Source organism: Stenotrophomonas sp. NA06056, from assembly GCF_013364355.1.
Lineage (GTDB): Bacteria > Pseudomonadota > Gammaproteobacteria > Xanthomonadales > Xanthomonadaceae > Stenotrophomonas.
On record NZ_CP054931.1, the window covers coordinates 2,072,878 to 2,094,650 of the forward strand.

At 63.0% G+C, this 21,773-nt stretch carries 15 protein-coding genes; 10 read left to right on the top strand and 5 right to left on the bottom strand.

Annotated elements, in window-relative coordinates; all coding sequences use genetic code 11:
• Nucleotides 1–226: 226 nt before the first annotated feature.
• From HUT07_RS09175 to HUT07_RS20520, 3 genes are all read left to right on the top strand, one after another.
• Nucleotides 227–1,321: an alpha/beta fold hydrolase gene (locus tag HUT07_RS09175; RefSeq protein ID WP_176020694.1), complete on the top strand. Its 1,095-nt coding sequence runs from the start codon at nucleotides 227–229 to the stop codon at nucleotides 1,319–1,321.
• 183 nt (nucleotides 1,322–1,504) lie between these two features.
• A complete protein-coding gene (locus tag HUT07_RS09180; RefSeq protein ID WP_176020695.1) occupies nucleotides 1,505–2,563 on the top strand; it encodes an alpha/beta hydrolase in 1,059 nt (352 codons plus the stop codon).
• Nucleotides 2,560–3,714 (top strand): carboxymuconolactone decarboxylase family protein, encoded by a 1,155-nt coding sequence (locus HUT07_RS20520; RefSeq protein WP_176020696.1) that lies wholly within the window; start codon nucleotides 2,560–2,562, stop codon nucleotides 3,712–3,714. The genes HUT07_RS09180 and HUT07_RS20520 overlap by 4 nt, the downstream gene beginning before the upstream one ends.
• Before the next feature lie 12 nt (nucleotides 3,715–3,726).
• Here the strand turns inward: HUT07_RS20520 and HUT07_RS09190 are convergent, their stop codons facing one another.
• Complete coding sequence (locus HUT07_RS09190; RefSeq protein WP_176020697.1) at nucleotides 3,727–4,620, bottom strand: LysR family transcriptional regulator; 894 nt, start codon at nucleotides 4,618–4,620, stop codon at nucleotides 3,727–3,729.
• Between the two features lie 139 nt (nucleotides 4,621–4,759).
• On the opposite strand from HUT07_RS09190, the gene HUT07_RS09195 reads away from it, so the two are divergent.
• The 4 genes from HUT07_RS09195 to HUT07_RS09210 all read left to right on the top strand — a co-directional run bounded on the left by HUT07_RS09195 (nucleotide 4,760) and on the right by HUT07_RS09210 (nucleotide 11,617).
• The gene (locus HUT07_RS09195) at nucleotides 4,760–5,752 is read left to right on the top strand and encodes an aldo/keto reductase (protein WP_176020698.1); all 993 of its coding nucleotides are present in this window, start codon (nucleotides 4,760–4,762) and stop codon (nucleotides 5,750–5,752) included.
• A 278-nt stretch (nucleotides 5,753–6,030) separates the two neighbouring features.
• Entirely contained in the window at nucleotides 6,031–6,846 is an 816-nt protein-coding gene (locus HUT07_RS09200; RefSeq protein WP_176020699.1) for an EAL domain-containing protein, read from the top strand.
• 383 nt (nucleotides 6,847–7,229) lie between these two features.
• Nucleotides 7,230–10,169 (top strand): winged helix-turn-helix domain-containing protein, encoded by a 2,940-nt coding sequence (locus tag HUT07_RS09205; protein ID WP_176020700.1) that lies wholly within the window; start codon nucleotides 7,230–7,232, stop codon nucleotides 10,167–10,169.
• A gap of 599 nt (nucleotides 10,170–10,768) precedes the next feature.
• Nucleotides 10,769–11,617 carry an EAL domain-containing protein gene (locus tag HUT07_RS09210; RefSeq protein ID WP_176020701.1) on the top strand — a complete coding sequence of 283 codons (849 nt, stop codon included), beginning with the start codon at nucleotides 10,769–10,771 and terminating at the stop codon, nucleotides 11,615–11,617.
• A gap of 440 nt (nucleotides 11,618–12,057) precedes the next feature.
• Here the strand turns inward: HUT07_RS09210 and HUT07_RS09215 are convergent, their stop codons facing one another.
• Together HUT07_RS09215 and HUT07_RS09220 are read right to left on the bottom strand one after the other, a co-directional pair.
• The gene (locus tag HUT07_RS09215; protein WP_176020702.1) at nucleotides 12,058–12,525 is read right to left on the bottom strand and encodes a hypothetical protein; all 468 of its coding nucleotides are present in this window, start codon (nucleotides 12,523–12,525) and stop codon (nucleotides 12,058–12,060) included.
• Nucleotides 12,526–12,882 (bottom strand): hypothetical protein, encoded by a 357-nt coding sequence (locus HUT07_RS09220; protein ID WP_176020703.1) that lies wholly within the window; start codon nucleotides 12,880–12,882, stop codon nucleotides 12,526–12,528.
• A 785-nt stretch (nucleotides 12,883–13,667) separates the two neighbouring features.
• Between HUT07_RS09220 and HUT07_RS09225 the strand changes: the two genes are divergently transcribed.
• The 3 genes from HUT07_RS09225 (at nucleotide 13,668) to HUT07_RS09235 (ending at nucleotide 16,699) form a co-directional block, all read left to right on the top strand.
• Nucleotides 13,668–14,111, top strand: a complete 444-nt coding sequence (locus tag HUT07_RS09225) for a hypothetical protein (protein ID WP_176020704.1) — start codon at nucleotides 13,668–13,670, stop codon at nucleotides 14,109–14,111.
• A 149-nt stretch (nucleotides 14,112–14,260) separates the two neighbouring features.
• Nucleotides 14,261–16,345 (top strand): TerD family protein, encoded by a 2,085-nt coding sequence (locus HUT07_RS09230; protein WP_176020705.1) that lies wholly within the window; start codon nucleotides 14,261–14,263, stop codon nucleotides 16,343–16,345.
• Between the two features lie 177 nt (nucleotides 16,346–16,522).
• Entirely contained in the window at nucleotides 16,523–16,699 is a 177-nt protein-coding gene (locus HUT07_RS09235; RefSeq protein WP_176020706.1) for a hypothetical protein, read from the top strand.
• Nucleotides 16,700–16,779: 80 nt separating this feature from the next.
• Here the strand turns inward: HUT07_RS09235 and HUT07_RS09240 are convergent, their stop codons facing one another.
• Together HUT07_RS09240 and dsr1 are read right to left on the bottom strand one after the other, a co-directional pair.
• Entirely contained in the window at nucleotides 16,780–17,280 is a 501-nt protein-coding gene (locus HUT07_RS09240) for a hypothetical protein (RefSeq protein WP_176020707.1), read from the bottom strand.
• 706 nt (nucleotides 17,281–17,986) lie between these two features.
• Entirely contained in the window at nucleotides 17,987–21,763 is a 3,777-nt protein-coding gene (dsr1, locus tag HUT07_RS09245) for an anti-phage defense-associated sirtuin Dsr1 (protein ID WP_176020708.1), read from the bottom strand.
• Nucleotides 21,764–21,773 lie beyond the last annotated feature (10 nt).

Genomic DNA, 21,773 nt, shown 5'->3' on the forward strand with positions numbered 1-21,773 from the left:
CGCACGCGGTCGGCTCACCTTGGGTAGTGCCGGCCGCTGGCCGGCAAAGCACCTTCGGATGCGAGCGTCAGCTACGATGCACACGTCGGCATCCACGCCGGCGGCTGGTCACGGCAACACGGCAGGCAGATATATATCTTCCATGCATTGGTCATATGCACTCCCGCTCTTCTTCCAGCAGGACTGCACGAATAGATTCTCCTGACAATCTGTCACGGAGTGACCCATGCAGACCCGCACCCGCCTCCGCACTCTGGTAGTTGGCTTCCCCTTCGCACTGATCTGGATCGCGGCGTCCCTCTGTTCCACGGCTGCCATGGCCAACGAGCCACTGCAGATCGAATCGCAAGGAAGCTTCCTCGCGGGCGGCACGACAAAGACAGAATCTGGCACGTTCGATCCGCTGAAGCCCGCCACTCCGGCCGGCCAGAGCTACCACGGTGACCACGTCTACGCCTTCTACCAGAAGCCGGTGAATGCGCGTCCGCTGCCGATCGTGATGTGGCACGGCGCGGGGCAGTCATCGAAGAGCTGGGAAACCACTGCCGATGGCCGCGAGGGCTTCCAGAATCTCTTCCTGCGTCGCCGCTTCACGACCTACCTGATCGATCAGCCCAGGCGTGGCAAAGCCGGGCGGAGCATGGTCGAGTCCACGCTGAAGCCGGTGACAGACGACCAGATGTGGTTCAACCAGTTTCGGATTGGACGCTGGCCGGAGTACTTCGACGGCAGCCAATTCCCGAAAGGCGAGGGCGCGCTTGACCAGTTCTTCCGTTCGGTCACGCCGAACACGGGCCCGTTCGACCTGGACGTGGTCTCCGATGGCGTCGCGGCGCTACTGCAGGAGACAGGGCCTGCAATCCTGTTCACCCATTCGCAGGCAGGCGGGCCCGGATGGTTGACGGCGATAAAGAGTCCAAATGTGCGCGCCATCGTGGCTTTCGAGCCAGGCAGCAGTTTCGTGTTCGCCAAGGACGATGCGCCGGCCCCCATCCCCAGCGCGTTCGATACGGTCGCACCCGCCGTGGTCTCGCCCGGGGACTTCAAGGCGCTGACGCGGATTCCCATTCTGGTGCTGTACGGCGACAACATCCCCGGGAAGCCCGTTGACCTCCCCGCACAGGACAGTTGGCGGGCACGCTTGGAAATGGCGCGTGCCTGGCGCGACGCCGTCAATCGACAAGGGGGAGACGTAACCCTGATCCATCTGCCGGACATGGGCATCCGTGGCAACAGCCACTTCCCGTTCTCGGACCTCAACAACGTGCAGATCGCCGATCTGGTGGGCGATTTCCTGCAGAAGAAGCATCTGGACCGTTGAACCGGAACGCAGTGCGTTGATCGTGCCGCGCCGTCTCATCATTCATATCGCGCGTGCATGACTGATATCCAGCAGATGGCCTGTTTCCATCAGCGCATGACGGGTAGGTTTACTTCTGTTCCCCCGCCACTCCGGGCGCGAGATGCGCACCAGCAGGGGGCTGTCCAGACTGGGAGCACTTGAATGAAGCACATCGTGCACGCCACGCTGTTGGCGATATCGCTTGGCTTGGCGGCAGGCAGCGCCTCCGCCGCCGACTACAGGCTCAATCCGTTCAAACTGGCCTACGAAGGTGCGATCACCCGCAACGTGCCCAGCGAAGTCAACATCCATTCGGTGTCCTATCCGCTGAATGGAATCGAGATTGCGGCCAACTTCTACACGCCCGCCAACTTTGACGCCTCGCGGAAATACCCGACCATCGTGGTGGCCCATCCCAACGGCGGGGTGAAAGAGCAGGTCGCCGGCCTGTACGCGCAGCGTCTGGCCGAACAAGGCTATATCGCCATTACCGCCGATGCGGCCTACCAGGGTGCGAGCGGCGGCCAGCCGCGCAACGTGGACATGCCGTCCCACCGCATCGAAGACATCCACGGCATGGCGGACTTCATCAGTCGATTCCCCTGGGTCGACAGCACGCGCCTGGGCCTGCTGGGCATCTGTGGCGGCGGCGGTTACTCGCTGGCGGCTGCGCAGACCGACAAGCGGTTCAAGGCCGTAGCCACGATCAGCATGTTCAACTCCGGCCGCGTACGGCGCAATGGCTATGCCGACTCGCAGCTGGACACCGTCCAGCAGCGCCTGCAACAGGCTTCGCAGGCGCGCGCACAGCAGGCCGCCGGCGGCGACGTGCTGTACTCCGGCGATGCCAACCTCACCGACGCGCAGATTGCCAAGCTCCCCTTCGATCTCTATCGGCAGGGTTACGAGTACTACGGGAAGACCCACGCCCATCCCAATTCCACCTTCCGCTACACCACCAGCAGCCTGCTGGAACTGATGCGATGGGATGCCACCGACCAGATCGAACTGATCAACCAGCCGCTGCTGATGATTGCCGGTAGCAAGGCCGACAGCCGGTACGTGAGCCGGGACGCCTTCGCCAAGGCGACCGGCACCACCGACAAGCAGCTGGTGCTGCTGGACGGCGCCACACATATCGAGACCTACTGGGTGCCGAAGTACGTGGATACCGCCGTCGCCTCGCTGACAGCCTTCTATACACGGACGCTGGCGCCATGACCGCGCGCCGCACATCACCCGCGCAGTCCGCGCTGCTGGGCGCTGCATTGAGTGTGGCGGCACCGTTCGCTGGTGCCGCCGAAGCGGCCACGCAGCAGATCACCCGGGCGGGAACGCAGTTGTCCGTTGCCGGCCCAGCAGAGACCTTCGTGGGCAAGGTACGGGTGGATCCACTGTTCCCGGCGGACAAGGAGGTGCAGGCCTCTTCGGCGTACGTCAGCTTCGAACCGGGCGCGCGTTCTGCCTGGCACACGCACCCCGCCGGTCAGCGCTTGGTGGTTACCTCCGGCGTTGGGCTGACCCAGGAATGGGGCAAGCCGGTGCAGCAGATACACGCTGGAGATGTGGTGGTGTGTCCGGCCGGGGTCAAGCATTGGCACGGTGCCGCGCCCCACAGTGCAATGACACACCTTGCGGTGACCGGGGTGGCAGACGGTAAATCCGTGGCCTGGCTTGAGCAGGTCAGCGATGACCAGTATCGCCAAGCGGCAGCAAGCATCGATACCGCCGTTGCCGGGCCACTATCGCCCAGGCAGCAGGCAATCCCGCTGATCGCAGCGGCGGTGGCCAGCAGTGACATGCCTCAGCTCAATGCCGCGCTGGGCCGTGGACTGGATGCCGGACTGACCCTGAGCGAGGCAAAGGAAGTGCTCGTACAGCTGTATGCCTATGCAGGGTTCCCCAAGAGCCTCAACGCCCTGGGCGAACTGATGAACGTGGTACGCGAGCGTGAGGCGAAGGGCATCGCCACCGCGCTTGGGCAGTCGCCCACTGGCAAGACTCCCGTAGGCGATGCGCTGCGCGCTGTGGGTACTGCCAACCAGACCCGGATCTCCGGCGCCCCGGTGACCGGGCCGGTGATGGATTTCGCGCCCGTCATCAACCAGTTCCTGCAGACGCACCTGTTCGGCGACATCTTCGAGCGCGACAACCTGGACTGGCAGAGCCGCGAACTCGCCACGGTGGGTGCATTGGCCGCCATGCCCGGCGTGGAGGCGCAGTTGCGGTCGCACATGGCAGCAAGCCAGCGCGTCGGCCTCAGCCGTGCACAGTTGCAGCACCTGGCCCAGCTGCTGGCCCACAACGGTTACCCGGCCGCATCTGCCCGCGCAGTGCAGGCGCTGGAACAGACTCCGGCACCATCGCCCTGACCCTGCCGCCGCTCACCCCCGATAGCGCAAGGCATCACGCAGCACGGTGAACGCAGGAGATGACTGCCTGCGGCTGGGGTAGTACAGGTGGTAGCCGGGGAAGGAGGGGCACCAGTCCTGCAGCACGTGGACCAGAGTGCCGGCCTGCACATGGGGGCGCACCAGGTCCTCGGGCATGTAGGCCAGCCCCAGCCCCTCCAGCGCCGCGCCCAGGCGCAGGGCGATGTTGTTGAACACCAGCTGGCCTTCCACCCGAACCTTCAACTCCTGGCCCTTCTTCTCGAACTCCCACGCGAAGATGCCACCGTGGGTCGGCAGGCGGATGGTGATGCAGTTGTGCCGGGTGAGGTCGTGCGGTGATTTAGGCTTGGGATGGTGCCGGAAGTAGGCCGGTGACCCGACCACGGCCATGCGCAGATCCGGCCCCACGCGCACGGCGATCATGTCCTTGGCCACCTGCTCGCCCATGCGGATGCCGGCATCGAAGCCCTCGGCCACGATGTCGGTCAGCCCATAGTCGACGATCACTTCGATGTTGAGGTCGGCGTGGGTCGGCAGCAGTTTGCCCAGCACCGGCTGCATCACGGTGAGCGCGGCATGCTCGCCCGCGGTGATGCGGATGCGGCCGGCGGGTTTGTCGCGGTATGCACTGAGCTGCGCAAGCTCGGTATCGATCTCCTCGAAGCGCGGCGCGATCACCCGCAGCAGCTGCTCCCCGGCCTCGGTGGGCGAAACGCTGCGGGTGGTGCGGGCAAGCAGGCGCACGCCCAAGCGCTCTTCCAGCTGGCGCATGGACCGGCTCAGGGCAGGTTGGGACATGCCCAGCTGGGCGGCAGCACGGGTAAAGCTGCGCTCCCGCGCCACCAGGGCGAACAGGGCCAACTGGTCGTAGTTTTCGACACCCATTGATGCGCACCGGCTATAAGCGATATTCGATTATGCCCCTGCAAGAATCTATTTGGGGCGCGTAGATTGGCGTCATGCCGATGCCAACCTCCCATCATGGTCGCCGCGCAGTCGTCGCCGCGGCACCGAGGATTCAGCCATGAAGACCCGTATCCTTGGACAAGGACTGGAAGTGTCCGCCCTCGGCCTCGGCTGCATGGGCATGAGCGCGGCGTACGGCCCGGCCGCCGACAAGCAGCAGATGATCGCGTTGATCCGCACGGCGGTGGAGCGTGGCGTCACCCATTTCGATACCGCCGAGGCCTACGGGCCGTTCGCCAACGAAGCACTGGTGGGTGAGGCCTTGGCACCGGTGCGCGACCAGGTGGTGATTGCCACCAAGTTCGGTTTTGACATCGACCCGGCAACCGGCGCCCGCGGTGCCGGCACCAACAGCCAGCCTGCACACATCCGGGCCGTTGTAGAGGCCAGCCTGAAGCGGCTGCGCAGCGAACGCATTGACCTGCTGTACCAGCATCGCGTTGACCCGGCGGTGCCCATCGAGGACGTTGCCGACGCGGTGAAGACCCTCATCGCCGAGGGCAAGGTTGCCCACTTCGGCCTGTCTGAAGCGGGTGTGCAGACGATCCGAAAAGCGCATGCGGTGCAGCCACTGGCGGCGGTGCAGAGCGAGTACTCGCTGTTCTGGCGTGAGCCGGAGCAGGAGTTGCTTCCCTTGCTGGAAGAGCTGGGCATTGGCTTCGTACCTTTCAACCCGCTGGGCGCCGGTTTCCTGACCGGAAAGATCGACGAGAACACGCAGTTCGACGCCACGGATTTCCGCACGGTTGTGCCGCGTTTCTCTGTTGAATCGCGGCGGGCCAACATGGCATTGGTGGACGTAGTGAAGGCGGTGGCGGCAGGGAAGGGGGCCACGCCGGCCCAGGTCGCCCTGGCTTGGCTGCTGGCCCAGAAGCCGTGGATCTCGCCGATTCCAGGCACCACCAAGCTTCATCGGCTGGATGAGAACCTGGGTGCGGTGGATCTGGTGCTGGATGAGGCCGATCTGGACCGTATTGATGAAGAGGTGGCGCAGATACGTGTCAGCGGAGCGCGCTTGCCGGAGGCTGCGTTGAGGATGACTGGGAAGTAGTTGCGTATCCGTCGAGGCCGGCCTATCCCTGCATGAGTCACAGAACGATCGCTGCGTCGTTTAAAGGATGTCCCAGACGATCCTGCCCAGGGAAATGAGAACAATTGAGATCTATTGAGGCAGCGATAGATGCCAAACGTGCGCCTCATTGTCCAACATCACGGCTCCCCCGACTGAGCAGTGACCATGTCCCACCTCGCAGAATCAGCACCGCCTGCCACAGGGCCGGCGGCGGAAACCTGCTGCCCGCTCTGGAAAAAGGCCAGCAAGGTAATCCGATGGCCTGCTTGATATCTGCTGAGCCGTTCGGACTGATCACGCGCGGCGACCTGCGTCGCTGCATCGATGAAGGGCAGCTGCAGTTGCACTATCAGCCGATCATTGACTTGGTGGGCGGGGCGGTTTCCGGAGTGGAAGCGGTGCTGCGCTGGCGGCATCCGGACCTGGGATGGAGTTCGCCGCATGACTTCCTGGCGCTGGTCGAAGCCTCCGACCTGACTCATCATCTTGGCTTCTGGGTACTGGACACTGCAAGTCTGCAGATCGCCCGGTGGCGAGCGCAGGGGGCAAACTGGAGCCTGTCTGCCTGTACGTCGCTGCAGCAACTCCAATATCTGCCGTATCGAAATGGCCTGCAACGCATGTTCGTCAACCAGCGATTGCATCCGCGCCAGCTCACGCTCGTGTTCAGCGCCTCAGAGCTGCCCGATGGCGCACGCAGCTTCCGACAACTTTCAGGGCTGTCCTCACTGGCTGTGGAGTTCTCACTGGCGATTCTCAACACGGGCAGCGTCGATCCGTTGTGGCTGCAATCGCTACCCGTCAAGGAAATCAAGCTTGCCCCGCGTGGTCAGACGCCCCGGAGTGCTTGCCCGGCCGCAACTGTTACGCCGGCGTCCTTGCTGAAGGCTGCCCACGGGCGCCGACTGCGCGTGGTGGGAATGAACGTAGACACCGGGCGCGAGTTCCGCACCTCACAGGAACTGGGGTTGGACCTGGCGCAAGGGGACTTCGTCTGCCCGCCAATGGCCGCTGATGCAGTGTTCGCGCGTCTCTCGCGCATGGGCGCTATCGCCGGCTTGCCGGGTCCATAAGGCCAGGGCCATCGTGTGCATTGGGTTCTACCCCGACATCACGGACGGTTGTAGCGGGAAAGATCTGCAACCTACGCACGTAGCGTTGTCGCCGAAATTGCGTTCGCAAGCGCACGCCCGTTCGATTTCGTAGGGTGAGCCCGCAGGGCCTTCGTCCTGTCCGCTCCATCGGGCATCAAAGTCCGCCCCCCATTCAGTTCTAGATCTGGCAGGCCCCGTCCAAGGCCTCCGATGCGGGTGTATTGCATTGGCGCCACCTGCGGCGTCAAAGTTGCCGGGTAACCGGGCCCCGTGCGTGATATCCCTATGCTATTGATCCAAGAGGAAATGTCCGATTTGATCGTCATGTGCCGCACTGCCGATGCATGCACCGGAGGGGCCGGATGACCGCACCTTGGCCTTCGGAAACGCAGGCGCTCCAGGTCGGCGATCTGCTGCTGGACCTTCGCTATCGACGCATCGTATCGCTCGATAGCAGTATCGAGCTGCAGCATCGAGTGTTCGATCTGCTTCTGTTGCTGGTGTCCGAACCGGACAAGCTCTTCACCCGAAACGAGCTGTTTGATCGCCTGTGGACCGGCCTCGTGGTGGATGATGCCAATCTGTCGCAGAGCGTCTGGCTGCTACGCAAGGCACTGGGAGAATCACGCCGAGAGTGGATTCGTACGGTCGCCAAGCGAGGCTACGTCTTCCAGCCACCCGGTCCGGTTCGATGGTTCCCTGCGATGCCGAGCTTCGACGAGGAGGGGCGCATTGTTCTGCCAGTGGCCAGCGAAGCGTATCCGGCGCCGATCGCGCCGGCCGCCTCCGTGGGCGCTACATCGGAGTCATCACTTCCGCTGGAGAGGGAAGGCGAGGGCACTTCCTCCCAGGAGGGTGCGGGGGACAGCGAGGCGAGATCTGCCCGGAAGCCGGAACCCAATGCGAAGAAGCTGCGCCGGCCGGGCTCCTGGCTGGTGGCCACAGCGGCCATTGTGCTCATCTGCGTGGCCGCGATCGCGTGGCAGCTGTGGCCCCGAGGCCCGGCGGCACCCATCTACGTAGCGATGATGCCCGTACAAGCCAACAGTGGCCTTGATACGCCTTGGGCGTCCGAGCTACTGCGGCAATGGAGCAGCTGGAAACTCCAGCAGCTTCCAGCCGTTCGATTGGTGAGCGGCGAGGCGCTGGCGACCGGCAAGCACTCGATCGCACCGAGCGTGGTTCTGGTGAGTGCTGTCCGCAGCGTAGACGGCAGGCAGGTGACGGTGCGGGCCAGAATCCAGCGGCACGGAAAGGATCAATTGCTGCAGCAAACCGTCCCGACAGAGAAGGTACCCGGCGCGGTAGATGCGCTTTCCCGACAGTTGCTGGAAGCACTGGTGCCCGGCTCTGGAGCGGGATGGCCGGTTCTGGACATCAACGCATCCGCTGCCCAGCGCTACGCCCCTGTGGGCGTGGCGTTCGAGCAGCGCGACTGGCACCGGGTCCAGGTCGAGGGCACCGCGCTGTTGAACGATGCACCGCGATTTGGTTTGTTGCATCTGCAGCTGGCCATTGCCCAGTCGAACCTGGGTGAGAGTCTTGATGCCGTTCGCCAGATGGAGCTGGCCAACCAGTTCTTGACCCCGTTGCCGCCGGATGCGCTGGCTTCGTTGCGCGCCCAGCAGCTGGAGGTCGACCCGCGACGCGCCCGGGACGCGGAGCGCGCGATCAAGTCTCTGGTATCCCGGCACCCGGACTTTCCGCCCTATCGTGAACGCTACGCGCAGGTTCTCAACATGTCCGGGCAGTTCCAGAAGGCCATCAAGGAACTGGAAAGGCCCGAGTGGATGAACCAGGAGAGCATTGATGCCCGCTACCAGCGCGAGATGCTGCTCAGCCAGGCCCACTTGAACCTCGGCAAGTCCGAGGCCGCCATCAGTCACGCACGTGCTGCCCGTGAGCTCGCGCAATCACTCGGCCCGGGTATGCGCACCCAGGCTGCGGACGCTGCGCTGAGGGAGGCGCATGCGGTTGCATCAACCGATCCTGGCAAGGGAGCCGAGGCCTTCAGGCAGGCGGCGAGGCTGTTCGTCGAGGCAGGCTCTGACAATCTTGCGCACTACGCGCTGACCCAGACCGCGATCTACGCAGGGGAGATCGCGCCTGATGGTGAGGAAGTCAGGAAGGCTCTGGATCGCACGCGGCAATCAGGTGCACTCGACCAGCAGCTCAACATCCAGGTGGCACTGGCCAATATCAGCCAGGACCAGGCGCAACGACTCCGCTGGATACAGGAAGCGCTGCTGACTGCACGGAGCATGGGCAATCTCACGATGCAAGCCTCACTCGAGGCCGAACTGGCCTTGGATGATCTTTTGCAGACCCGGGTCAGCAATGCCCAGGCCCGAGCGATCCAGATGCAGGCACTGGGTCTGGACGGCGTCGCAGGTGCGCATGTGAACGCTGTGCTGTCATGGATCTATCTGGCCCAAGGCAAGCTGGAGCCGAGCCGCCTCGCCAGTCAACGCGCGCTCGAGTCTCTTCCGTTGGACGACGGCGCGATCAGTTCCATCCGCAGCGCAGCGGCGTGCTCGCTGTTGCTGTACAGCACCTACATGGCCGATCGGCAGGATGCTGATGCGCTCGCCACCACCTGCCAGTCGGCTCGTAGTGATGCATCGAGATTCGGTGCAGCGTGGATGCAGGCGCAGGAGGCACTACTGTTGGATGATCGTGTTGCGGCCAGGCAGCACTATCAACAGGCACTTGCATTGATTGATGCGGATCCGCAAAGCGCGACGCAGCCTGTGCCCGTTGCCATCGCCACTGGCAGGCTGCGCGTGGCTAGAGTGGCTGTGCGAATTGGCGACCGCGCCACAGCAGCAAGGCTTGCCGGCCAGATCACCGCGGCGAACGCACGCAGTCCGCTGCCCCCGCTGACCCAGCTGGAACTGGCGGTGCTCAATGCAGAGGTCGCCGCCGCCGGTGGTGACTGGCGCGCCAGCCGCAACCATTCCCAGAGCGCCCTTGAGAAGATGCCAGAGGGACTGGTCGAGCTGCGACATCGACTGGATCTGCTCAGCGTGGCTGACGCCGAGCGCCATGGCCAGGCTGCAGTGGCGGTTGCCCGTGCCAAGTCGCTTTTCGGCAAGGCGAAAGCGGAGAAGGATGTCCGCGTCCAGCAGCAGGTATTGAGCCTGGTATCAGCTGGCGCACTGGGTTTGGTGGGGCCGGCGCTCGCCGAGACGCAGGCCGGGCGGCGGGCACTTCCTGGCGCCACCTTGGTGTGGCTGGGGCCTCGTGAGACGTCATCACAGGACCGGACGCAACCCGTGAAGACCACCGCAGGGCACGATTGAGATGAAAATGATCTCTTGGTGAGGACCCGCGCATCAGTTGCTGGAAGGCTGAAGCCCCATTCGCGGACGCCCAAGGTGACCATATGCTCGCGTTGCTGCTAGGACTTCAGTTGGCCACGGCCCCTTACGTGCCGGGCTGGCCGGTTACCCTGCGGTCTCCCCAGTGGGACCGTCCTGCACCAATGCCTGCGGTGAGCGATTGGCCGCAGAGCCTTCTGCCGACGCCGCTGGTGCCCTCGGCGCTGATTCAGGGGCGCCACCCACCGGGATCTGCCGAACCCGTCGATCCAGGGCGGCCGCCAGACAGGATTCGCCCAGCGCGACCGGCCCAGCCGCTTCCGGACTGCATGCTCTTGCCGGACATCCAATCACGCAGCGTGGTTCGGGGTGGCAAGCCGATGCCGATGGAAGCCGCATTCCCTGCGCTTGCGTCCACGCCGCCCAAGCTCTGGCAGACGGGGCGATGTGCGGGTGAGGGCATGCGCTGACAGCTCGCGCTGCGTGGGCTGAGAGAACAATTGACAACAATTGAGGCCGGCGCAGAAGTCGGTCTGGCGCTGGTTGCACAGCATGACGGCTCCCATCATGGAGCAGCGATCATGCTTGTCGTCGATCAGGACAGCCCCGGCGTCCCACTTGCGCCGGAAGACTTAATGCGGGCAATGAGCAACGACGAGCTGGTCGTGCTGTACCGGCCCACGGTCGAATGCGGAAGCCAGCGGGTAGTCGGCGCCGAGGCACTGGTTCGCTGGCAGCACCCGCACCGGGGGCTTATCGCTCCCGGCTGCTTCATCAGGCTTGCCGAGGAGCAAGGGCTCATCCATCGGCTGGGCCGATGGATGCTCAACCGTGCCTGTATCCAGCTGCGGGAATGGCAGGAGGCGGGCAACGTCGACTGGACGGTCTCCGTCAACATCTCACCGATCCAGCTGCGCCGGCGCGACTTCTGCGCACAGGTCCGCGAGGTCCTGCACCGCAACGGCATTGCCGCAGAGAAACTGACACTGCAGATTGCCGAGTCCTGCTTGATGCAGCAGATCGAGGATTGCCGCGAAACGCTGGCGGACCTGTCTGCCGAGGGCGTTCAGATCGCGCTGGACGCGTTTGGTGTCGGCTTCACCAGCCTGGCGCGGATCAAGCACCTTCCGGTCAACGAAGTGAAGATCGACCCCGTCTTCATCGCCGAGGTGGACAGCAATCCGGTCGATTCCAACATCGTGTCGACCATCGTCACCCTGGGGGCAATCCTTGGGCTGCGGGTGGTGGCTGACGGTGTCCAGCGCCAGGAGCAGCGGCATGCGGTCGAGCTGCTTGGCTGCGACCAGAGCCAGGGCCTGCTGCACGCACCCCCTGTCAGCGGCAGTCTGTTCCGGCGCAGATTCGGAATGCAGGCCCACACGCTCCTGGAGGTCCCCAGGTCGACAGTAACGGAGGTGGCGTTTGGATAAGGCCGCCGATCCAGTGCCACCCCTCTGCCTGCATCTGTGTGCAGCGATGCTTCAGCACTTCCAGACGGCGCGCCCCGGCTTCCGCGTGGCCCAGATGGGCCTGCAGGAATACTCCACCCATGACATCCGCAGAACCTTCAACCAACTGCGGCGCCTCCGATGGCTGGAGGCAGCCGTCAGCTTCGACGCCGAAGGCAATCGATACTCAGGTCTGGTGGTCTCGCTGACACCGCTCGGCGAAGCGGCAGCGCGTGCGCTACTGGCTGAGCCGACGTCCAGTACCAGCGCGGCCTGTCAGTTGCGAGTGCGGCTCCGCGGCGATGGTAGAGCACCAGTGATCTGCGCTCCCCCAAAGCCGCCCTGCTTGAAGGCTCCGTCCACGAACCCGAGCCGTCGCAGGCAGCCCCTCAGTAGAGCCGAGCCATGCTCGGCTAACGCCTTCAACCACATCGCGCCCCATCAGGCACCCCGCCAGCGAGCATCAGCAGCATCCGATCCATCAGGACAGGCTCCGGAACGCCCATAAGAACCTGTTCCAGATAGCCCAACGGCTCCAGCTGCCATTGCAGGGTTGCCTGAAACTCCAGAACGGCAGGTGCCCGTTGCTTAGCATCCAGTGACGCCTGCATCAGCACGTGATGCGAGCGCCTCTCCAACCACAGCACCGGCACGCCTCTGCAATGAATCTCGAAGGCCCCATTTCGGTGTTGTTCGACAAACTGGAAGCCTTGTTTTGGCCGGTCTTCCACAAACTGGATCGCCTGGCGGCGCAGCTGCCGCAGATAGCGATCGACGGAAATACTCTGGAACGCGAGCTGTTCGGGCACGGGCGGCTCTGGCCACAGGGCCTGCGCCGCAACCACCGCCGCCAGGCCCAGCGCTGTGGCCGCCCAGCGGTGCCATGCCACTCAGCCTTCCGGCTGCAGCCGCGTACTGGCATGCGCTGTGAGCCCCAGCCCAGCCATGATCAGGCCTTCCATGACGCGCGGGCCGACGTATTGCTCCACTTCGCCGTTCTCGCGGGCACGCTGTGCGGCCAGCAGGAGCTCCAGCACCACGCGAAGGCCCGCCAGCGAGCAGTCGGCATCGGCCAAGGCCAATCGTCGGCCGGGCATCTGGTGGCGCTCTGGCCAGGGCTGGCCATCGGAGGCGGCGCCCGAGCCGATGCTGTGCAGCAGGGCGATGAGCGTGTTGGGATCCAGCACTGGGCCGTTCGCGGGTGCGTCGTGGATCGAGTGCGGGGCAGGGGAGTGGGGTTTGGTCATGGCAGGGCTCCTTGCGTGCAGGCAGAAGCCGCCACCGATAAAGGTGGCGGACGATGCGTGGCTCGAAATCCGGCGTGCAATCAGACCGGCAGGCGCAAGGCCTCCACGCACCGCCCGCCATAGCCGGCAGACGGATTGCCAGCCGGCACCACCTTGGCGATGGTGCCGACTGGCAAGCGTAAGTCACGATTACACAACCGGGATTTCGAGGCCCGACCACCTGTTTTCGGTGGCATGGCAAGGAATACGCTCGGTTGTGCGCGATGCCAATGCAGTAAGGCTGAAGCCGACACCACTTTCAACATTTTCAGAATCGTTGCATAAGGCTAGATTGGGCGAGAACCTTGAGCAGCAAGGCTGTCGACGTTATCAGCGGCTCAGGCTTGCCTCCCGTTGCGGCCGGGTTGGTAGCGGCAAGGGTAGGGCGGATGCGACATACCTACGGCCTCGGGAGGATCACGAACCCCGCAGTCCTTCCGGGGGCGGCGCGCTCAACGTGCGCATGTCACTATTGGCCGCGCATCAGTTTCAATACAGGGGATCCATGGAAGGCGCACAGATCGGGATAGGAACCATGAGGTTGATTCCACTAGCCGCCAATTTACTTTTCGCCCTCGGATGCTCGTCGGCGGGACGGGGAAGCACGGCAAAACCCGATACCCCATTACCAGCCACGATCCCGCTCTCCGCGTTGTCTGAACTGGTAAGGCCACTTGGGAACCGGCCCGCGGCGCGCCTGATGAGACACACTTCTACTGACAGCTACGGCAAGCGGAGAAAATTCCTTGAGCGACAAAAGCACTGCAATCGTCGGATTTGTCGCCAACCTCGCTCCCCTTTACTGGGGCGAACGCCATGGTGAGTTCTGGTGCGCGCGGAGCCTGCACGATGGCACGCTCATCTTGCCATTCAGCGCGGACGAGGATGCCGAAGATGAGGGCTGGATTCGTATCTTCTGGCACGGTGATTCCAGTCGACAGACAGAGATTCTGGGAGCCAGCATCGCAACGCTTGCACTGGAGCGCTATGTTCGACTGCACGGCGCGGGGGCTGATGAGGGGAGTATTGCTGCTGAGTTGTACTTCATGGCCCAGCACTTCACTATCAAGACCGGCTGCCATGCCTACCTCCCGCAATTAAAAGCGCCGGCTCACCCTGCGATTCGTGCGGCGAAGCGCATGGGCGAGGGCGTACTGGTCAACCTCCTGAGCAAGGTGGCGGGCGCCTGACCCGAAAGCGCCATGCCTGGTTGCCGATTACGAGGAGGCGCACCCAGTGCATTCGGTGTTACTCTGCAACCAAGGCGGCTATGGGGGTCCTTCCTTCTAACCTTCCTGAAATAGGGTCTCCGCTCTCCGCCTTTTTAATTATTCCAGCCATGTTCCAGATCCTTCTTCGTCGTAGATCGATGGTTGTGTTGGAGCGGGGTGATGGCACTACACCCGTTGAGCTGGTTGCCACCATCCAGCGGAATCTGGCCGCGTATGGTTACGGCCTGGCCGCGGATCTCGAAGCGCGACTGTCGTCGCTCGGTGCCGATGAAGCGGTCAATTTCTATCGTCGCCTGGAGCGGGAACTGAAGGCGATGCTTGGCGCGTATCGGGTATTCAGGCCGCTGTATCCCGGCTTTCCTGCTCAAGTCATGGCGCTGGCCGAGGGCGAACTCTATCTCAACGCCCTGAGACACTACTGGGGGCTGGTGGATGCGTTTCCCGGAGGCCAGCACCGCTCGCCGTCCAAAGAACAGCCCAGGCTGCGGCCGCTTCGCCTGGGGTCACCGGCTGACCTGACGTCAGTGTTCACTCGGTTGGCGCAATCCAAGGCGCCTTACTCGCCACAGGATCGTGAGGACGTAGCCCGATTCATCGTGCAGTACGGTCAATCGATTACCCGCCTGATACCCGCGAAAGTGGCCTGCAAGGAGAACCTCGCGGTTCTTGCTGGAACGATGTTGCGGGAAGGGTTCGATCCGGCTGCGCTGGACCCCAGCATTCAAACCGCCACCGATGTACTGCGTATCGCAGCAGCGATGAGTGGCGGCGACGTATCGTTGGCGCAACCGACCAAGTTCGGACGGCTTCCGCGCTCGGTTCGTGCGCGCCTGCTGGCGTGGCTGGAACGCACGCCCTCACGGCTGGAGGACATGCAGCGCTGGGAGGGTCGCTGGATTCGTCTCGGCGAGCGCCTACATCCCGGGGAGTACACGCATCGATACCCACAAACTGCGGCGGCGTTTAATGCACTACGCAACGGTCAACGCGAGCGCGGATTCAACAGCCGTGTGGAAGTCGCGCTCGCGCGCACCGACGGTGCGCAGCAGCAAACCGGCTGGGGAGATGGCCCCGCGGAGGCGCTGGAGCTACTGAAGTCACGACCCGGCGAGCTTGCGCGGCGTCTTGACACGCTGCTGCGCCTTGGCGGGGGCAGTGACGTGCTGGAGGCGTTTGCTGCCGTGGCGTCGCGGGTTTCCACGCCGGTGCTGCTCCAGCTGATGACCCACTTCCGCCACCGCAGCACGCCGGGCCAACGAGTGTTCTTCCCCAAGGGCAAGGTGGCCAACGTCTTTGCGCGAAGCGACGCCCTGCAGCCGCTGCAGCCGTGTTCGATCTCGGATGTGATTTCGATTTGTGACCGAACGCTGGTTGTTCGTTTCGCGACACTGCCCCCCCTGGGCCGCTGTTACCTAGATCCAGCGATGATGCGCTATCTGGCACCGTTCTCGCAGCGCTCCGCCTCAAAAGCCCTGCGCACCATTGTGCGCGGCAGCCGTGTGCCGATTGAGAATTCACCCACGCTCCGCTTCTTCACCTGGTGGAGGAACGCACGCGGACGCGTGGATATCGACTTGTCTGCAGCTATGTATGCGGATGATTTCCGCTATGTGGATACGCTCTCTTACTACAACCTTCGTAACTTCGGCGCCGTTCACAGCGGGGATGTCGTTGATGCGCCCAAGGGGGCAAGCGAGTTCATCGATATCGATGTTGCCCGCTGCAGAAGCCTGGACGTGCGCTACGTGGTCGTTTGCATCAACAACTTCACCGGCCAGGCATTCTGTGATCTGCCAGAGTGCTATGCCGGGTGGATGGCGCGGCATCACCCCGATTCCGGCGAGCCCTATGAACCCGCCACGGTCGTGGACCGTTTCGATGTGTCTTCTGACACGCAGTTCTGCCTTCCGATGATCTTCGACCTCGAAGCGAAAGAGATGATCTGGGCAGACATTGCTGTGGCTACCAATCCGCATTGGCAGAACAACGTTGAGAACAATCTTGCCGGCGTATCACTGATGCTGCGCGCGCTCACGCAGCTGCGGAAGCTCGACCTGCATACACTCTTCGATCTTCATGCGCGCGCACGCGGCACATTCGTGGACACGCCGGAGGATGCTGACACTGTGTTCTCAGAGCACGCTGGCATCACACCCAAGTATCTCGAGAAGATTTCTGCCGAGTTTCTCTAGGTCTCGCTCAACCAACACCCGAACACTGATCCAGTCCCTGAATTGAGGTCAAGCCGGAGAGATGAAAAGGATCTGTCTGTTTCGATCTACGGTGAGTCGTGGAACAACGCAACCGTGCACTTTCCTCGGCGCAGAGATCCTACAGTTTCGATCCAGTCAGACACCTTGCAGCCGCTGATGGACGATCTGCAGTGCGCAAGACAGTCGTTGGCCAAGGGCGATGCTGCCGAGGCCATGGATGAGCTGGACGGTGTACTCGAACGTTTGATGGCAGTACACACAGGCATGATCAATGCCGCGCGCCGGGAAGGTGATCCTGGCGGAACCGATTGGCCTGCTGCCAACCGACCATGAGGCTGCATGCGAAAGCCCCGGCCGCTCCTCGTCTCGTCAACTGAACTCGCCTGCTGCCAAGCTGGTCGACGGGACACACTCTACGCGTCCGAATTTCCCGCACGTGCCGGTTCGTTACTCAATTGCTGGCCCGGAGGCCGCTGACACGCATCGGCCACAAGACGATGGAACGCATAGATGGCGATCGTGCCGCGAACACTTACAAGCGCCATCACGGCAGACACGACCAGTGCGGGCACCGAGACATCGCCCATCGCCGCCCTCAGAAATGCTCCCAGCAAACCAATCACACTGATTATCAGTGTGCCCACGGCCACCAGTGGAATACGCTTGTAGATGCCAACCGCCAAAGGAACATACATGCAGGTCGTCAGCCCCAGGCCTGCTGCAATGAAGGTGCCATGGCGCTCGTTGGCGAGCAGCAGAACCAGCGCTGCAACAAGCGAGATGGCGCTCAGCACCGCTAGCATCAGCCACATGTATTTGATAGGGCGAGTGATGGAACCTGGAATCTCAATGATCCAGCTGTCTGCTGGTCGGCCCGGAGGGGGCTGGGTTGCTCGATACGGGTCCTGATCCATGGCGGGCGGCTCCGGTTGAAGGCCGTCGAAGTCTAGCGCTGGTGTGCGGTGCCGGGAATCAGACTTTTGCGATATTGGATCGAGTGTTGATCTGGCCGGGCTTTCAATACTTTCAGAATCGTTGCAGATTTGGCGGCCAGGCTGATGCCTTGGCAAGCAGGGCTTTCGTCAGAATTGGCGACTCAGGCGTGTGTCGGGCCAGGCCGGTCAGGATGTAAGGGTCGTCTCCCAGCGGCGAGCTGGCGGCGCGCTCCAAGCGTTGCCGGCCTCGTTGAGCAGCACTCTTTGGCTGCTTGGGTCTATCGCAGTCAGTGCCCATCTGCTCAGTGAGAAATGCCAGGGATTACTGGAATGTCGCCGCAAATTGCTGCCCCCCCCCTCCACACACACTCTCTCTATCTCTCTCTTGTGGCTATGAGTGATCTAGGGAAACAGTGTGGTCCGGCATTGAGCAGAATCATTGGATCTTGGCCTGATAGCAGCGAGAGTCGCAACCCATACCCCATTGCCTTGGTTAGCCTTGGCGCATCTCAAGTGAGGCCTCGCGCGCTTGGTGGCGATGAGGTCTTAGCAGCATGGAAAGGAGGGGTAGGGAAAGGCGATAGTTCTCCAACATCCAGACGAGCCCACCGCGAGTACTCTCAATCCTCTGTTTACTCGTGACCACCTAGGGGATTCATCGCGGCTCCGAGCTGAGGTCAAATCCTCACCCACCCCGCCTTGAGTAGACGAATAGCTGTTGGAAACGTTGGTCACTATCGAGGTCTGGCGCGACCGAGAGGATCTCACTAAGGCAATCCCCAAGGTTACGGGGCATCCACTGCTTCTGATCCCCTATCACCAAACTGAGGAAGTCCAATGCTTGTTCGGGGAACTTGCCGCAGAGACCTGCCTCGTGTAGTCGATGCACCAAATAGTCAGGATGGGGCGGTGGTTGCAACCAGGGGCGGAGTAGCGTCAAAGCCTCGGGGAACGCATTCTGTGCTGATACACAAAGGCGGCCGAGCCTTTCGGCGATGGCGGGTGAAATGTTAACTCGCGACTTGGGCCAGATGGCGTGCAGATACGGGGCAATACGGTTCGTCCAATAGTCGGCACGTTGCTCACCCGCTCCCTCCAGCGCCCTCACCAATGCCCGTGCAGCATCGCCCAAACCATCCGGGGGCAATGCATGAGTGGCAGCCGCGAGCTCGGCAGCGTTGAATACTTCACCCGGGTCGAGGGCGGCGAATGTCAGCAATGATGCGTACTGCCCGTCGTGCTTGCCCAACTCCGCATAGTGGCGCGCGGTCTCCAGGAAGGCCGGCTTGAGCAATTCCATTAGCGGGCGGTAGAGTCGCGGCGACCATAGAAATCCTTTCCACGCAGCACGCGCTTCGGCTTCTGAGCGCTGCCAGTCGAAAAGCGGCAACAGGTGCTGCGTCGCCCAATCTCCGTCGACGCGGAACAACGCGATAACATGGGCCGCCAGCAATACACGACCATGCCGATACTTGTCGATCAGGGTATCGCAGAGCTCGGTGAACGTGCGCCTGATCTCTTCTGGCAAGCCCTGCCCATCTTCTAACGAGCGCCGATACCACCTGCGTAGCAGTGCCTCGGTTACGTGGCCCACAGGATGATTGATGGCTCGCCCGACGAGGTCGTCGGTATCGACGCTATCCTGGTCATCCAGCGCCAGAACACGGCGGGCGAGAACGAAGAAGAGTGCTTCATGGACTTCGAATGTCTGGGCAATGGCCTGTAGCCACCAGCTGACACCATGGGCCAGCGCCTGCAGGACTTCATCAGGTGCGGCGGCCAGGATCGGAGCCATGTAACGCCAGGAGCGCTTCAGGAGCTTTTCCTCTGACCAGGACTGCAGAGCTTCGCGCCAGCGCTCCGTAGGCCATACACCCTCCTTGGCCAAGGCGCACAGGGCACAGGCGGTCGTGGCAAAATTGTCGCGACAGCGCTGCCGCCAGTCATCCTCCTGCCAATGATCTGGGCTGGATTGCTGCCTGAGCCACTCGATCAGTTCACGGCGACGACGCGGCGTGGCGACGAACTTGCGCCACTCGTCGCCATCGCCCATCCAGTAAGGAAACTCATCTCGGTGATCTGCCTCGATTCGCCACTCAGGATACTGAACTGAAAGTCCGTCCAGCCTGTCTCTGGCGACCCTGCCCAATACCGCGCCGACCTCGACGATCTTTGCCAGCCGGAGCCAGATTTCGCGGTCTACGATACTGATCCAGCGCTCCGGCTCGATGTCGTCATTAAACATGTTTCGTGGAGGACCGGCGAGCAAGGCCTCCTCCAGCTCCCTCAGCATCACCTCATCCAGATGCGGCGTCAGTGCCGCCAGCAGGCGCATGGCCTCCCGTTCGGTTTCCACCGACCACAGCCAGCAGTGATCGTCCGCCAGCAGCCAGTCAAGCGCCTGGCGATGGGAGATTGCGCCGTCCTGTGCCGCGGCAAAGAAGGCGAGGCGCCGGAACAGCGGATAGGGCGCGTGCGACCAAGACTGCGCCACGAGCAATGCCCGCGCCGGCGACTGCGCAACAGTGGCGAGCCACGCATCCCGGGTGAGGTCAATCAATGCCGTCCAGTCCTGGAATTTCTGGTTCTGTGGATGTTCACTGATCGAGGGTTGATGTATATAGGACAGGTCGCTCCTGTCCTCGGCGCCACCGAGCTCGCGCATCAGATCAAGCGTGTCACGCAACAGGGCACTGACATCGGAGAGCAGCTCCGGAAGTGCAGCGTCCCAGCGCTCATCACTGCGCAGTTCGCGCAGGCTAGAATGGACGTGATCTGCCGACAGCACGATCTCCCATTCCACCAGCTCCCTGGTGCGCTGCGGCTCATGAGTCTCGTCGTCCTCGCCGGGCCGGCGGAACGGTTCGCGCAGCGCTACGCGTGGTGTCAACATCTCGCGTAGTTCCAGGCGCAAGGTAGGAGTAAGGCCATCGCGCTTGAAGCGGTCGTGCCAGCGGTACAGGTCGAACTCGCGCAGCCACGATTTGACTCGCCCAGTCAGCAGCAGCCGCCATAGGGTGCGCATCAGCGCGCCGGGAATCGCGTTGGGTGCGCCCTCACGAATGCGCGCTAACTCGGCGGTGCCGCCGTCGTGCTCCAGCTTGGCCAGCTCGTCCAGACGATGTTCGATCCACCACACCAGATCGTCATGCAGCTGCCCGCCCCGCTTGACCATCCACAGCAAAAGGCCCGGGTCGTTCAGATGACGGATCAGCCAGCGCGCCAGTTGCCGCATCACCTCGTCCCAACGGCTGCTGCGCGCGCCAGCATCGACGATGCACATCGACGGCGCGAGCGGATACGGCGAAGGTCGGCGGGTCAGGCTGAATGTGAGCTTGTCATCTGCGGTCGTTATTGACGGCACACCAAAGCGCCCCAGGTCGCCATGCCGGTAGCGTTCCTCGCTCAGCGGCTCCAGCCAATCCAGTGACGGCACCGGGTCCAGATCGGCAAAGCGCCTGGCGGGCAGGCCGCCCGGATCGCTCAGTGCCCACAGCAAGCGCCCGACGAAATCGTCTTGCCGGGTTGTGGCCAAGGGGCGAGCCATGGCGCATTCGGCCACGATGCGTTCCTTGCCACGCACGCCGTCGCGATAGGTTTCGGCCCAGGCGCGCAGCGTCTTGTGCAGATAGGCGTGCCGGTTGTGCTCGCGGTAAAGGATGGGCGTGACATTCTTGGCCCGCCACTCGTTGGCCCGTTCCTCTTCCTTGCCTTTGGAGAAACTGCCGAAGGCAAACATCTCTGGCGGCGACTCACCCAACAGACGGTCGGCGGCCAGCGCATCCATCATGTAGCGAAGCACCGGGTCGTTGATGCTGTAGCCGACGAAGCACACTGTGTAGTTGCGGAACAACTCGCTGACGAAACGCGCCGCCCAGCGCTCGGTGAGATAGGCCAGGCCGAAATCACCACTGGATACGACCAAGCGATCAAGCTCGCTCGCGGTCGGTCCAGCACTGAGTAGGCCATGCAGATACACCAGGCCATCCCAACGGTTCTTCGGCACCGGCAGTAGTGGCGCCTGAAAGTGCTCGATGTGGAGGGACTTCGCCGCAATCACCTCTTCGAACAGACGATCGAAGTTGGTTGTAATGAGGCGGGCGTGGCCGTTGCGACATTTGCCCAGCGTCAGCAAAGCTTCATGGGTGGCGGTTGCGTTCGGGGCACTGAGATCGGGTGTCAGGATGCCGGCCAGCGCCCGGCGCACCTTCTCGCGCCCACCGACGATGTCTGCCTCCAGCAGGCCGATGGCGGTATCGAACTGCCCGGCCTTGATGGCCGCCTGCTGCACCGCGTTGGGCGCGGTGGCCAAGGCCGCATACACCTTCTCCACCAGCCCCGCGAAGCCCGGTAGGCGCGCCGGGTAAGAAATGCCCGCGCCGCAGAAGAACACCACGCGCCCATCTTCGTGCGCCTGCAGCAGACGTTCGGGGATGTCGGGGCCGTGGCGGACGAACTGCATTCAGTGGACC

What these genes read in the sequence shown, in the direction of transcription:
- HUT07_RS09210 (WP_176020701.1), top strand. Translation starts at nt 10,769, where the DNA reads ATGCTTGTCGTCGATCAGGACAGCCCCGGCGTCCCACTTGCGCCGGAA.
- HUT07_RS09175 (WP_176020694.1), top strand. Translation starts at nt 227, where the DNA reads ATGCAGACCCGCACCCGCCTCCGCACTCTGGTAGTTGGCTTCCCCTTC.
- HUT07_RS09205 (WP_176020700.1), top strand. Translation starts at nt 7,230, where the DNA reads ATGACCGCACCTTGGCCTTCGGAAACGCAGGCGCTCCAGGTCGGCGAT.
- HUT07_RS09220 (WP_176020703.1), bottom strand. Translation starts at nt 12,882, where the DNA reads ATGACCAAACCCCACTCCCCTGCCCCGCACTCGATCCACGACGCACCC.
- HUT07_RS09180 (WP_176020695.1), top strand. Translation starts at nt 1,505, where the DNA reads ATGAAGCACATCGTGCACGCCACGCTGTTGGCGATATCGCTTGGCTTG.
- HUT07_RS09195 (WP_176020698.1), top strand. Translation starts at nt 4,760, where the DNA reads ATGAAGACCCGTATCCTTGGACAAGGACTGGAAGTGTCCGCCCTCGGC.
- HUT07_RS09240 (WP_176020707.1), bottom strand. Translation starts at nt 17,280, where the DNA reads ATGGATCAGGACCCGTATCGAGCAACCCAGCCCCCTCCGGGCCGACCA.
- HUT07_RS09235 (WP_176020706.1), top strand. Translation starts at nt 16,523, where the DNA reads ATGGACGATCTGCAGTGCGCAAGACAGTCGTTGGCCAAGGGCGATGCT.
- HUT07_RS09230 (WP_176020705.1), top strand. Translation starts at nt 14,261, where the DNA reads ATGTTCCAGATCCTTCTTCGTCGTAGATCGATGGTTGTGTTGGAGCGG.
- HUT07_RS09190 (WP_176020697.1), bottom strand. Translation starts at nt 4,620, where the DNA reads ATGGGTGTCGAAAACTACGACCAGTTGGCCCTGTTCGCCCTGGTGGCG.
- HUT07_RS09200 (WP_176020699.1), top strand. Translation starts at nt 6,031, where the DNA reads ATGGCCTGCTTGATATCTGCTGAGCCGTTCGGACTGATCACGCGCGGC.
- HUT07_RS20520 (WP_176020696.1), top strand. Translation starts at nt 2,560, where the DNA reads ATGACCGCGCGCCGCACATCACCCGCGCAGTCCGCGCTGCTGGGCGCT.
- dsr1 (WP_176020708.1), bottom strand. Translation starts at nt 21,763, where the DNA reads ATGCAGTTCGTCCGCCACGGCCCCGACATCCCCGAACGTCTGCTGCAG.